Annotated in this window: 14 protein-coding genes and 1 pseudogene; 5 read left to right on the top strand and 10 right to left on the bottom strand. The window is 72.2% G+C overall.

The annotated features are described in order from the left end of the window. Together AB0F11_RS31835 and AB0F11_RS31830 are read left to right on the top strand one after the other, a co-directional pair. Window positions 1-287, top strand: a pseudogene (locus AB0F11_RS31835) (coproporphyrinogen III oxidase family protein); the annotation flags it as partial. Between the two features lie 11 nt (window positions 288-298). Continuing rightward, a complete protein-coding gene (locus AB0F11_RS31830; RefSeq protein WP_362181223.1) occupies window positions 299-1,174 on the top strand; it encodes an STM4011 family radical SAM protein in 876 nt (291 codons plus the stop codon). Window positions 1,175-1,212: 38 nt separating this feature from the next. Here AB0F11_RS31830 and AB0F11_RS31825 read toward each other — a convergent pair whose 3' ends face one another. Both AB0F11_RS31825 and AB0F11_RS31820 read right to left on the bottom strand, forming a co-directional pair. Continuing rightward, a complete protein-coding gene (locus AB0F11_RS31825; RefSeq protein WP_362181226.1) occupies window positions 1,213-1,683 on the bottom strand; it encodes a DUF2199 domain-containing protein in 471 nt (156 codons plus the stop codon). A gap of 392 nt (window positions 1,684-2,075) precedes the next feature. Then, the gene (locus AB0F11_RS31820) at window positions 2,076-3,428 is read right to left on the bottom strand and encodes a hypothetical protein (protein WP_362181220.1); all 1,353 of its coding nucleotides are present in this window, start codon (window positions 3,426-3,428) and stop codon (window positions 2,076-2,078) included. A gap of 120 nt (window positions 3,429-3,548) precedes the next feature. On the opposite strand from AB0F11_RS31820, the gene AB0F11_RS31815 reads away from it, so the two are divergent. Continuing rightward, entirely contained in the window at window positions 3,549-4,505 is a 957-nt protein-coding gene (locus AB0F11_RS31815; protein WP_362181217.1) for a DMT family transporter, read from the top strand. Between the two features lie 464 nt (window positions 4,506-4,969). Next, on the top strand, window positions 4,970-5,728 hold the full coding sequence (locus tag AB0F11_RS31810) for a maleylpyruvate isomerase family mycothiol-dependent enzyme (RefSeq protein ID WP_362181214.1): 759 nt from the start codon (window positions 4,970-4,972) through the stop codon (window positions 5,726-5,728). A gap of 24 nt (window positions 5,729-5,752) precedes the next feature. On the opposite strand, the gene AB0F11_RS31805 is transcribed toward AB0F11_RS31810, so the two are convergent. The 7 genes from AB0F11_RS31805 to AB0F11_RS31775 all read right to left on the bottom strand — a co-directional run bounded on the left by AB0F11_RS31805 (window position 5,753) and on the right by AB0F11_RS31775 (window position 10,677). Next, window positions 5,753-6,316 carry an N-acetyltransferase family protein gene (locus AB0F11_RS31805; RefSeq protein WP_362181211.1) on the bottom strand — a complete coding sequence of 188 codons (564 nt, stop codon included), beginning with the start codon at window positions 6,314-6,316 and terminating at the stop codon, window positions 5,753-5,755. Window positions 6,317-6,340: 24 nt separating this feature from the next. Continuing rightward, window positions 6,341-7,261 carry a hypothetical protein gene (locus AB0F11_RS31800; RefSeq protein ID WP_362181209.1) on the bottom strand — a complete coding sequence of 307 codons (921 nt, stop codon included), beginning with the start codon at window positions 7,259-7,261 and terminating at the stop codon, window positions 6,341-6,343. Continuing rightward, window positions 7,258-8,130, bottom strand: coding sequence for a hypothetical protein (locus AB0F11_RS31795; protein ID WP_362181206.1), 873 nt, complete (start codon window positions 8,128-8,130; stop codon window positions 7,258-7,260). Before AB0F11_RS31795 ends, AB0F11_RS31800 begins: the two co-directional genes overlap by 4 nt. 176 nt (window positions 8,131-8,306) lie before the next feature. Next, complete coding sequence (locus AB0F11_RS31790) at window positions 8,307-8,564, bottom strand: hypothetical protein (protein WP_362181205.1); 258 nt, start codon at window positions 8,562-8,564, stop codon at window positions 8,307-8,309. Window positions 8,565-8,747: 183 nt separating this feature from the next. Beyond that, on the bottom strand, window positions 8,748-9,731 hold the full coding sequence (locus AB0F11_RS31785; protein ID WP_362181203.1) for a 5'-nucleotidase: 984 nt from the start codon (window positions 9,729-9,731) through the stop codon (window positions 8,748-8,750). A gap of 23 nt (window positions 9,732-9,754) precedes the next feature. Continuing rightward, window positions 9,755-10,369 (bottom strand): 2'-5' RNA ligase family protein, encoded by a 615-nt coding sequence (locus AB0F11_RS31780; RefSeq protein WP_362181200.1) that lies wholly within the window; start codon window positions 10,367-10,369, stop codon window positions 9,755-9,757. A gap of 14 nt (window positions 10,370-10,383) precedes the next feature. Beyond that, window positions 10,384-10,677 (bottom strand): hypothetical protein, encoded by a 294-nt coding sequence (locus AB0F11_RS31775; RefSeq protein WP_362181197.1) that lies wholly within the window; start codon window positions 10,675-10,677, stop codon window positions 10,384-10,386. A gap of 234 nt (window positions 10,678-10,911) precedes the next feature. Here AB0F11_RS31775 and AB0F11_RS31770 point away from each other — a divergent pair, with 234 nt between their 5' ends. Next, entirely contained in the window at window positions 10,912-11,505 is a 594-nt protein-coding gene (locus tag AB0F11_RS31770) for a GNAT family N-acetyltransferase (protein WP_362181194.1), read from the top strand. An 18-nt stretch (window positions 11,506-11,523) separates the two neighbouring features. Here AB0F11_RS31770 and AB0F11_RS31765 read toward each other — a convergent pair whose 3' ends face one another. Continuing rightward, window positions 11,524-12,387: a class I SAM-dependent methyltransferase gene (locus tag AB0F11_RS31765; protein ID WP_362181191.1), complete on the bottom strand. Its 864-nt coding sequence runs from the start codon at window positions 12,385-12,387 to the stop codon at window positions 11,524-11,526. Between the last annotated feature and the right edge of the window lie 45 nt (window positions 12,388-12,432).

The following is a 12,432-nucleotide window of genomic DNA, read 5'->3' as shown; positions in this document are numbered from 1 at the left end:
GCGGGGACGAGGCCCGGCGCCGCCACCTCCTGCAGTCCCTCCTCCAGGCGCAGGGCATGCCGGTGGCCGGCTACCGCGAGCGGTTCGGCACGCACCCGTGCGAGGACTTCCCCGCCGAGCTGGAGGACTTCGCCGCCCGGGGCTGGCTGGAGGAGACCCCGGAGCCCGGAGGCAGCGGCGGGCTCCTGCGCCTCACCCCGGACGGACTGGCGCATTCCGATGCGCTCGGCCCGGCGCTCTTCTCGCCCGCCGTGCGCGCCGCGATGGCCGCCTACGCGCCGAAGTAGGCCGCCGCCCCATGGACCTCACGATCCTCTACCGCGGACCGCTCGCCTCCTGCGACTACGACTGCCCGTACTGCCCCTTCGCCAAGCGCCGCGACAGCCCGGCTCAGCTGCGCGCCGACCGGGCCGCCCTGGAGCGCTTCACCGCCTGGGCGGGAGCGGCCACCGACGACCGGCTGTCGCTGCTGTTCACCCCCTGGGGCGAGGGGCTGGTCCGCTCCTGGTACCGGCGCGCCCTGGTCGAGCTCTCGCACCGGCCGCACGTCGAGCGCGTCGCCATCCAGACCAACCTGAGCTGCCGCACCGACTGGCTCGCCGAGGCCGACCTCGACACGCTCGCGCTGTGGTGCACGTACCACCCCGGGCAGACGCCGTACGACCGCTTCCTGTCGAAGGTCCGGGACCTCGCCGACCGCGGCGTCCGCCACAGCATCGGCATCGTCGGCCTGCCGGAGAACCTGGCGCACGCACGCCGGCTGCGCGCCGACCTGCCGGCCCACGTGTACCTGTGGGTCAACGCCGCCGAGGGCCACACGTACACGGACACCGAGGCCGACGCCTGGACCTCCCTCGACCCGCTCTTCCCGTACAGCCGCCACCCGCACCGCTCCGCCGGGCTGCCCTGCCGGACGGGGCGGTCGGTGGTGTCGGTGGACGGCGAGGGCACCGTGCGCCGGTGCCACTTCGTGCGCGCCGAGCTCGGCAACCTCTACGACGGCTCGTACCGGGCCGCGCTGGGCCCGCGCCCCTGCCCGCTGGCCGTCTGCGACTGCCACATCGGCTACGTACACCTGGAGACGCTCCCGCTGTACGACACCTTCGCGGGCGGCGTCCTGGAACGCATCCCCGCCCCGGGCTCCCTGCCCGGCTCCCCGCCGACCGCCGCCTGAACCGGACCCCGCCCGGGGGTCAGCCGCAGCTCAGCCCTTCAGGGGCCGGCGGGGCCGTCGCCTGCGGGGTGGAGCACGGCGGCGGCGATCTCCCGGACGCGGTCCGCGGTGATGCCCGTCCGCTGTTCGACAGCGAGGGGGTGGTCGGTGTGCTCGAGCTCGACGAAGGGACGCTCGCCGACGGGGCGGGTGTGGACGTGGGTCTTCAGGTTGAGGGTCGTGGGCGAGTAGAGGGGCAGATCGGTGGTGAGCCAGCCGAAGTACGGCTTCTCGGACTCCCGGCCGGGGGTGTCCCACCGATCGGCCGCGCGCGCGAAGTTCTCCGGGCTGAGAGAGACCCAGACGCCCCAGGAGAAGACCTCGTCGCTGCCGATGACCGGTATCTCGATCATCCCCTTGACGAAGTAGTGCTGCGCGTGGATCACGCACTGGTCCGACGAGAGCAGGCAGTCGTCGCGCTCGGCGAAAGCCGGATCCCACACAGCCGGAGCCCCGGCCGTGTAGTTCATCGGAACTTCGGCGTGGCGCGCATCGCAGCACGTGCAGGTGAATCCGAGATCATTGGTCATGAGGGGAAGCCTAGGCTTGCCCGCAAGCGATCTCGGAAGTCAGAAGCGGTCGTACGGCCGGATGCTGCTGGTTCCGGTGCTGGTGGGCTGCCTGGAGGTCGCGCTCACCGTCGTGTGGTGGTCCTCCTGTGCGGCCGGACGCAGTCGCCGCCGGAGACCCCGGTCGACCACGCCGCCCTGGTGGCGGGCATGCTCTCCGCACCGCCGATCGGGCGGTGGCGGTAGAGCCGGCCCGCTATCGACCCGGAGCATGCGCCGAAGGTTCCTGGCGGCTTCCAGGTCAGCGGCGGGGGCGACTGCGCATCATGTCCGGCCGGGCGCCGGCCACGGCCTCAGCCGACCGGGCGTTGATCGACGTCCAGGGGAGCTGAGCGCGGGCCCGGGACGACCTGGACCGGCGGGCGCTGTGCGGTGGCGGCCGGGCGGGCGGCGGCGCGGCGGCGCAGCTTGCGCCACGCGGTCAGCCGCCGCTTCAAGGAGACGGCGAGGGGCACGAGCAGCAGGCCGCCGAGGACCACGATCAGGACGGCGTAGGCGATGAAGGGCCGCGGCTCGGGGGCGACCTTGACCTTGTCCTCGGTGTAGAAGTCGTACCAGACGAAGGCGCATTGGAGGATCGTGAGCGACGTCAGGGCGACGATCACCTTGTTGCGGAACTCGTCGCGCCGGTTCGCCACCCGCTCGCGCCGCAGGTTGAAGATCTCCCGCAGGGCGGCCATCCGCTCGGTGAGGGTGCGCCCCTCGTCGGTGATGCCCCAGGCCCGGTCCACCGCGTTCTTCACGGTCAGCTGGGCGTTGGAGACGTAGCGGATGCTCTCGCTGAAGATCACGCTGCGGAAGGTGGCCTTGTCGGTGAGGTCGAGGATCTCGTCGTACTGCCGGTCGATCTCGTCCTGGTTGTGCGGGCCGTCCGTCTCGATCCGCATCAGCTGGGTCGAGGTGAGTCGGGTGGCGTCGTCGATGATCAGCCAGTTCTGGGAGGCCAGGATCAGGCCGCCCACGTACTCCTGGAGGGATTCGTCGTTCGCGCCCGTGATGCCGGTGAAGAGGTAGCCGACCGTGCACGTGGTCTCCCCGAGCGTGCAGGTCTCGCCGACGCGGACGCTGACCGGCACGTTCTCACCCGGTTCGAGGAGGATGCGGTGCCACCACAGCATCCGGCCGGCCGGCAGCATCCCGTCGTCGTCCTGCCGCTCCCCGACGGAGTCGAGCGGGCCCAGCCTCCGGCGCATCGACTCGCACCACTGGCGGATCTGGCGGCCCAGGGCCTTGCGGTAGGGCTGCTCCAGGTCCCTGAGCTGCGTGCCGCGGCCCGGTTTGTCGATGTGCAGGTCGATGTCGTCGGGGCACTCGGGCAGTTCGAGGACCGCGAAGCCGATCGAGAGGCTGCTGATGTAGACGCGCGCCGTGAAGTCGACGCCGAGGTCGGTGTCCTGGATCCGGACCGTGCCGTCGAGCAGGGCGTTCTCGATGCGGGCGGCGTGGTTGGGCTCCGGGTAGTCCAGGACGATGCGCTCGTCGGTGGCCGCCTCGTTCTCGTCCGCGGTCCCGTGCTCCGTGGCGTGCGACTGCAGGCCGGGGAAGCAAGAGCGCAGCGGCTCCATGACCGCCGCGCGGTCCTCTATCAGGCTGCTGAGGGAGAAGTCGACGGGTAGCGAAAACGTGACCACCGCGACGATGCGCACCGGGCCTCCAGGGGTTGGCGGAAAGGGGTCTGGCGAACCGCTCCGCTGGACAGACATCGGTCCGGGCCGGTAGGACATTAACAGCAAAGGTGAGCGCAACTCACCTGTATTCGCATGCACATGAGGGAGAGTCGACTGTCAGCCCCAGCCACCTCCAGGAGCCCCGCCACGGCCGCTTCCCGGCGTGCCGCGTCCGTCGGCGTATGGGCGGTCGGGGCCTCGGCGGTCGGCTTCGGCCTGCTGCCCGTCCTCGCCGTGTGGGGCGCCGCGACCGGGCTGGGCGTGATGACCCTGCTGATCCTCCGGTTCGCCCTCACCACCGCCCTGCTCCCGCTGCTGACCCCGGGGCGCGAGCGGGGGAGGTTGCCGCTGCGCGATCTCGGTGGGCTCTTCCTGCTCGGCATCCTCTTCGCCGCGCAGTCGGTGCTTTACCTGCTGGCGGTGGAACGGATCACTCCGGGCCTGGCGGTACTGCTCCACTACGTCTATCCGGTGTTCGTCCTCGTCCTCTCCGTCGCCCTGCGGCACGACACGCCCAAGGCTCGCCTGCTGCTGCCGCTGGTCGTGGCGCTGGCCGGGCTGGCGCTGACGGTCGGGCGGCCGGGGGAGGCGGACACGGTGGGGGTGCTCTGCGCGCTGGGGTGCGCGCTTGTCTACGCCCTCTACGTCGTCCTCGGCACCAGGCTGTCCGAGCGAGTCGGGCCGCAGCGGCTCACGCTGTACGTCGTGGCGTGCTCGGCGGTGGCGCTGGCGGCCGTCGCCGCGCCGACGGGCCGGTTCGACCTCGACTTCGATCCGCAGGGGTGGGGTGCCGTCGCGGCCATTGCGGTCGTCTCGACGGCGATGCCGATCGCGCTGTTCTTCGTCGGCGCCAAGCGGCTGGGTGCGACCGAGGCCTCGATCCTGAGCATGCTGGAGCCGGTGGTGGGGGTGGTGGCGGCCTGGGCCTTCCTCGGGGAGCGGGTGACGGTCCTGCAGTTGGCGGGTGGGGCAATCCTGTTGGCCGGGGCGGTGCTCAGCGTGTACGCGCCGTCCGTTGAAGAGAAGCGGGCCACGGCAGCCTCTGGTCCACCGTGAGCAGCACCTTCGCCCGCCCTGGGTGTGCCTGTGCCGGCCGGACCACGATGCGGTCACCGAGCGGGAGGTCCGGTGCCGGCCCGGACTCCCGGGCATCCTCGGCCCGGACGAGGCGGCTGCCAGGAGCCGATCACTTACGCCGTCGACGGTGAGCGTGCTGTCGACGGTGACCGCTGGCCCACGTCCGGAGATGATCAGCCGGATGCCTGCACCGCCTCCGGTCGGCCGGCCCCGGTGCAGTGGCAGCGAAGCTGCGGCGGCTCGGCGGGTGCGCCGGTCCTTCGGTCGGGATGCGGCGGCTCTGCTGCGGTGCGGAAGCGGTGGGGGCGCCGGATGCGGTGGTTGACATTCCCCGGGTTGCGAATTACCGTGCGAATTACTTCAGGGTGTGAATCATCCAGGATCTCAAGCAACTCTCGCCGCGTGTCGTAGCCCGGTCTCGGCGTCGGAAGAAGGACATCAGCATGAATCCCGCCGAGCACGCTGCGGCCGTCGCGGCCGAGACCGATCGATTCGTCGCCGCGGTGAAGGGGGCGGACCTCTCCACCCCGGTGCCGACCTGCCCCGGCTGGACCCTGGCCGATCTCACCCGGCACACCGGCAGCGTGCACCGCTGGTTCAGCGAGCTGCTGCGCCGGCGCATCCAGCAGCCGCCGACCAGCCGGGATGTCGACCTGCGCCTGCCGGCGGACTCCGACGGCTACCCCGACTGGCTGGCCGAGAGCGCCGCCGAGGCGGCCGCGGTGTTCGCCGCCACCGACCTGGAGGCTCCGATGTGGGCCTGGGGCGTCGACCAGCACGCCCGGTTCTGGGTGCGCCGCATGCTCTTCGAGACCCTCGTCCACCGGGCCGACGCCGAGCTCGCACTCGGCCTCTCGCCGAGCATCGACCGCGCCCTGGCGACCGACGGCGTCGACGAGTTCCTGACCAACCTGCCGTTCGCGTCCTCTTTCGCGCCTCTGACCGCCCAGCTGCGCGCGCCTCACCGGACGATCCGCTTCAGCTGCACGGACGGCGACCACGACTGGCTGGTCGGCCTGCGGCCCGACGGCTTCGCCCTGGTGGCCGACGACGCCGAGGCCGAGGCCGACGCCACGGTTCGGGGTACGGCCGCGGACCTGCTCCTGCTCCTCTACGGCCGTCTGGACCGCGGCAGCGACGCATTCCGGCTGCTCGGCGACCAGGAGCTGCTCGCCCACTGGTTCGCCCACTCCGCCTTCTAGGCGGCGACCGCGGCCGACGGTGTTCTACCGGTGTTCCGAGGCCGCCGGGCCTCGGGACAACCGCTTTTGGAACCAGGCCACGTCCCAGAACCTCCCGAACTTCCGCCCGACCTCCTCGTAGACGCCCACGGGCCGGAAGCCGAGGCGTTCGTGGAGCCGCCGGGACGCCTCGTTGGGCACCGTGATTCCGGCGAGCGCCGCGTGGACGTCCTCCTGCTCCAGCACCTCGAAGAGCGAGGTGTACAGGAGGACTCCGATGCCACGCCCCACGTGCTCGGGCGCCAGGTACACGCTGGTTTCCACCGAGGTCGCGTACGCCTGCTTGGGACGGAACGCACTGCTGGTCGCGTAGCCGAGGAGTTTTCCGCCCTCCTCGGCCACGAGGAGCCGGTGCGGGCCGGAGTGAGGATGGGCCAGCAGCCACGGCCGGCGCTGGTCCACGGTGAACGGCTCGATGTCGAAGGTGACCGGCGTCTCGACGACGTAGTGGTTGTAGATCCGGGTCAGCTCTTCGAGGTCTGTCTCGGTACCGGGCCGGATCCCTGGGACTGCGTCCGTGTAGTTCTTGCCGCTCGTCCTGCTGTTCATGCGTACGACCGTACGTGGCGCTCGTTACGTCGTTGTTGCGCCCGAGGTCAGCCGTTCCACGAGGGCGCGGGAGATCGCGCCGCCCGCGCGGATGTCGTAACCCTCGTAGCAGGGCATGGAGTTGGCCTCCAGGAAGAACCACTCCCCCGTGGCGGCCTCGATCTTGAAGTCCACTCCGAGGAACGGCACCCGCGTGGCGGTCACCAGGCGCCGGCACCCCTCCAGGATCTCGGGCGGCGGTGTGAGCGCGGTGTAGCGGTTGGTGCCGTGGGCCGTGCGGTAGTCGAGTTCGCCGGACTCGATGAGCTCGCCGAAGGCGTGCTCGCCCACGGTGTGGACGCGTACGTCCGGCCCGGCGATCCGTTCCTGGAAGAGGGTCGGTGACTGTGCGAGCCGCGGCAGGAGCCGTTCGTGCTCGGGCCGGAAGAGCGTCGCCCAGGTCTTGGAGGCGCTGGCCCCCTTGAAGACGGCGCCGTGCGTGCAGTCGTGGACGAAGGCGAGGGCGGTGTCGGGGTCGTTCGTCAGGCAGGACCGCGGAATCCGCCAGCCGGCGACGGGGGCGAGGCTGACGGCGTGGAGCACCTTGCTGGCGTTGGAGGCCTCGCGCAGCGGCGGGTTGAGCACCGGCAGGTCGACCGCCTCCAGCAGGCGGCACAGTGCCTGGTACTGGCCGTCGGCCCGGTGGGCCGACCGCGGGTCCGGGGCGGCGGCGGAGACGTTCAACGGCCGGGCCCACACGGCGCTGACCTCGCCGAACGAGATCTCCGGCCCGCCGTCGCCGGGGCGTATGCGGGTGGTGCGCAGGTCGTCGAGGGGGATGTCGAGGTCGCCGTACAGGGCGAGCGTCGGCAGGTCGACCACCGCGAACCGGGTCGTGCCCTGGGCTAGTGCGCGTACGCCGTGGACGAACGTGGGATCGGCGGCCACGCCGATGCAGAGGATCACGACGGGCCGCCCAGCAGCCCGTTCAGGACGGCAGCGAAGACCCGGTGTTCCAGGTGCGCGAACTGGTGGTGCACCGGATGGCAGGAGATGTCGAGCAGCCGCATCCGCTCCCCTTCGGGCTGGACGACGACCACGGCGAAGGTGGCGCCGAGCGAGCGCAGCCGGGTCAGGAGGGGCGCGAGCCGGTCTCGGGGCCCGGGGGCGAGGGTGCCGGTGGGATCGGAGAGGTCGAACTCCTCGTCGCCGGCCAGCAGGACGTGCCGGGTCCGCTCCGGGTCGAAGCCGGTGAACCGCAGGACCTCGGCCCCGTGGCCCACGCCCTCACCCTCGCCCTCGCCCTCACGCATCGCGGCGGCTCCGTGGCCGAGGAACGCCCCATCGCGTACGCGGTTGACGTTGATGCGCTCACCGGTGGCGGCGCGGGGCAGGAGCGGCGGAACGGGCCCGATTGCGGACGACGTCATCGATGAGGGCGGCATCGCCATCCCGGGCAGGGCGGCGGCGGTGAGCGGGTCGAGGTGCGGTACGAAGCCGGCGGGCGAGGGGCGGTTGACCACGGGCCCGGGCCAGAGGGCCAGGACCGACCACCATACGGCGAGCGACTCCGCGTACGCGAAGGCCGCGTCGGCGGCAGCCGAGGGGCCGTCGGGGGCACCCGGGGGCAGCAGGCCCCGGTGGAAGACGCCCCGTATCCGCTCGCCGGCCGTGCTCAACTCCACCCGTGCGGCGGCGCTCCGGTCGGCCGTCACCGTGACCGCCACCTCGCCGAACCCGGCGGGCGCGATCACCCGGTGCCCCCTGCCCTCGGCGAACCTGCCGAACCTGCCGGCCGTTTCGTCATCCGGCGGGGCGAGAACCAGGATCGTCACCGCGTACTCCCGACTCGGCCCCCTCGGCCGCTCTGAGCGCGTGCAGCGCCTGGGCGAGCTGCCAGGCGTTCCGGGCGAGGTCCGTCGTCACGTCGGGGCGGGCCTCGGCGGGCAGGAAGGGGAATGCGGGCGCCGTCGGTGTGGGGCGGAGGGCTCCCTCTTCCCGGGACCGGTCCTCAGACACGGTCCGCGGCCGCTTGCGCGGGCGGGCCGGCAGGAGAAGCAGTACGGATGATCGGCCCCCACTCGCCGGTGTGTTGTGCCGCGGGCAGGTGGACGCCTGCCGGGGCGGCACCGCGCTCGCCGTACTCGCCGAACTCGCTGCCTTCACTGAATTCACTGCGTTCCGTGGTTTCGCTGTTCTCGCTGCTTTCACTCCTTTCGCTTCCTTCGCTGCCCTCCTTCGTCTCGCTGCCTTCGCTGCCCTCTTTCATACGGGTCAGGGCCGGCAGACCTTGGTCTCCCGGGGTCCCCGCCCCTGCCCGGAGGCGGAGGAACCGGCGGGCCGCGTCCTGGACCTCGCGGGGGAACGACTCGAAGGGCGGTGTGGACGACGCGTTCGGCATGGCTGCCCCCTGGACGGGTCAAACATCTGATTACTCATCGTATTGCGTCGGCTACGCCTGTCCAGGGGTTGCGGGGCCCGTCCGCCGTCCGGATCGGGGTGCGCGGGCGGGTGCGTTGGCCACGCCGAAAGGGATGTGCACGCTCGGGGTGGCAGGTGCCGTTCCGTTCAGGTGGGACACCTGGTCGTCGAAGAAGATGTGCGGGTCCAGGGCCTTCATGACCGCCGACTTGTCTATGCCGCCGAGGAAGAAGGCGTCGTTGACCCGCAGTCCCCACTGTTTGAGGCTCGTCAGGGCCCGTTCATGGGTGGGGGCGTCCCTGGCGGTGACCAGGGACACGCGAAGGCGTGGGCGGTAGGCGGGGTCCTCCTGCCGCCTGTCCTCCTCCCGGCGTTGGATGCGGTTGATGCCGGCGAGGAAGTCCCTCAGCGGCCCGGGATCGTGGGCCGTGGCGGCGTTACGGACCTCGTGTGCGCGGAACCGTTCGATACCGGCCGCCTGGTAGATCTGCTCGGCGGCGTCGTCGGCCAGCACCCCGTCGAAGTCGAAGGCGATGCGGAGCTCGGGGTCGCTCTCGTCATCGGTGCGCGCCGTGGCGAGGACGTGTCCCGCGGGCAGCCCGTCCGCGACGGCGTCACGGACGTCGGATCCGTCGGCGGACAGGAACAACGACATGTTCAGCGCCGGCATGAACGGGTGCGAGGCCCGGCCCTGCCGGAAGACCGCGCGGCTGATCGGCAGGCCGTGTGCCTTGATCGAGCGCATGACGCGCATGCCGGTGTCCGGGTCGTTGCGCGAGAGGATGATGACCTCGACCAGGGGGTCGGCCTTGTCCGAGAGGTCGTTCAAGGACAGCAGGCGTCTGACGAAGGGGAAGGCCACGCCCTTGGCGAGCACGTCGTCCACGTGCTCCTCCTGGTACGCGCGATAGGCCTGCTCCCCCTGCTCCCTGAACACCGCATCGGACTCGGTCAGTTCGAACAAGGCACTTGAGGCGATTCCCACCACCAGACGCCCGGACAGGTCGTACCTCATGGCCCCTCCCGTACCCGCACGTGTCAGTCGGTTCTCCAGTCGATGGTGCCCGTGCCCAGTGCGATACCTGCACGCGGGCGCATCGGATCCTCCGGGCCCCGCCGGGACAGCAGGACCACCTCGTGGACCCGGGCCGTCAACACGCCCAGGCGGGCGGCGCACGCGGCGGCGAGGGGGACGGGGTCACGGGTCCTGCCCAGGGAGAGGTGCGGTGTGAACCGCGCGTGCCTGCTCCGGCAGCGGGGGAAGGGCTCGGCCAGTGCCTGCTGAAGCCGGGTCCACGGGGCCGGCCCCGCCGCGGCGGGGTCGAGCCACACGGTGCTGTAGGCGCGGTGCCGGAAGTACCGCACTCCGCTGAGCCGGATCTCGAACGGCGCCTGAGCGGCGGCGGCCTCGGCGAGCAGCGGGGCGGCCGCCTCGAAGTCCGCCTCGGGCACGAAGCCGAAGACCAGGTTGACGTGCGGGGGCCACCGCCGGATCTGCGGGTCGTGGACCTGCCTGATGCTCTGGATGGCCTCCCAGAGCCGGGCAGGGGGCATCCATGCCACCGCGGTCCATGGCGTGGGCTCCACGTCGAGCCGTCCGCCGGTACCGGGCGGGCGGCCCCGGGCTGCGTGCGCGTCCCTGTCTGCGTCCACACTTCATCATGCCGTCAGGTGGTCCGGGGAGCCGAGACTGCGCGGGGGCCGAAGACGTGCGTCACCCACTGGTCCAGCCGGGTACGGAACTCCGCCGCCGAGGTGATGTCGGAAGCCGGGAGGCAACCGGCGTCGGCGAAGCCGTCGAAGAAGTCCACGTCGGCCCAGCCGCCCCGGAACAGCACCACCGACAGCTCGGCTTCGGCCGGGCCGGATACGAGGACACCGACCGAGTCGGGATCGTGCACGCGCGACCGGTCGGTCTCCAGGGGCCGGGGCCACGGGGCCGCGGCGTCCCTCCATGTCACCTCCCCACGGCGAGGCCGGACGCCCTCCACTGCGCGGCCCGTTCTGCGAGGGTGGCGGCCGCCTCGTCGAGATCGATGACGTGTTCCATGAGCGGATCATCCCTCATGGGAGCTCCTCTGCCGGGATTCGACCTGCTGGAGATATACCTGCCGGGGAACCGGGCCGGCAGCCGTGCTCGCGTTTCCCGACCGCCCTGGCCTGCTGCGCCCCCTCCGGATTCCCTGGGATTCGACATGACCACTGCACCCCGCACCGGTACCGTCACCCGGCTCGTCGAGGGCTTCGGACGGGTCGCCCTCCGCCCGGTCGATCCCGCCCTCGACGCGGAGCTGATCCACGGCTGGGTCAGCGAGGAGCGGGCCCGGTTCTGGGGTATGCGCGGGACGAGCCGCCGGCTGGTGGAGGAGATCTACGAGGACGTCGACCGGCGGGACACGCACCACGCGTTCCTGGCCTCCCTCGACGGGGTCCCCGCCGCGCTGTTCCAGTCGTACGACTGCACGGCCGACCGGGTCTGCGAGTGCTACGAGGCCCGGCCGGGCGATGTGGGCGTCCACCTGCTCATCGGCCCGCCCGCGGGGCCCGTCCGGCCGGGTTTCACCGGGGCTCTGCTGGACGTCTTCCTCGGCCACCTCTTCGGCCTGCCGGGCACGCGCCGGCTCGTCGCCGAGCCGGATGCCCGCAATGCCAAGGCCGTGGTCCGGCTGGAGCGGGCCGGGTTCGTACGCGGTCCGGAGGTCGAGCTTCCCGAGATCCACCTGCCGGAGGTCCACCTGCCGGCGAAGCGGGCCCGGCTGCTCTTCCTCGACGCGCGACCCCGGCGGTAGGGGGCAGGGGGCTTCGGCTCAGTCGCGGGTGGGCGGCGGGCGACGGCCCCATACGGTGAGCATGCCGGGGCCGAGTTCGGCCAGCCGCGGCGAGGCCAGGTAGGACAGGGTCTCGTCGAGGGTGGTCTCGTCGAGGCGGGCCCCGGCCAGCAGGGCCGGGCGCATGCGCTCCAGGGTCTCGGTCCAGAACGCGGCGAGCGGGGAGCCCGGGGTCAGCGGCGGGCACACCAGCTCCGCGGCGACGCCCTCCAGGCCCGCGGCGCGCAGGAGGTGCGGGTAGGCGCGTACGGCGGCGATGTCGGTGCCGATCGTCTCCGCGAGGGTGCGCCACATGGCGTCCAGGGTGCGGCGGTAGGCGGAGGTCGTGTCCGCGGGGTCGGGAACGTCCACGGCGTCGCTGAGGACCAGGTGCCCGCCGGGTTTGACCAGCTCTGCGAGGCGGCCCACGAGCTCCCGGCGCTCGGGCAGGTGCATGAGGACGAAGCGGGCGTGGACCAGGTCGAAGGTGCCGAGCCCCGGTTCGGCGGCGAGCCGGGTGATGTCGGCCGTCCGCACCCGCAGCCGCGGTCCGGCGAGCGGGGCCAGGCGGTCGGTGTCGCGGTCCAGGGCGACCACCTCGTCGGCGCCGGCTTCCTCGGCGAGCCAGCGGGCCACCGTTCCGGTGCCCGCGCCGACGTCCAGGCAGCGCCGGCCCGGACCGGCGCCGAGGGCGTACAGCCGCTCCCGGGTGAACGGGTCGTAGACGAGCGCGGCATGGTCGATGCGGCCGCCCTCCTCCGGGTGCTCGGGCCGGAAGAGGGCCTCGCCGTACCGGCCGGAACCGCCCGGCTCCGGGTGGTGCGGGGCTGCCGCGGGCGTGTGCTCCTCGGGTGCTGGCGGCACCGCCGAACTCCTTCCGCCCGGGGGCTTGCTGCCCGGCGGCCTGGC

Source organism: Streptomyces sp. NPDC032472 (assembly GCF_040636955.1).
GTDB lineage: Bacteria > Actinomycetota > Actinomycetes > Streptomycetales > Streptomycetaceae > Streptomyces.
This window is presented reverse-complemented; position numbering and strand designations above follow the sequence as displayed.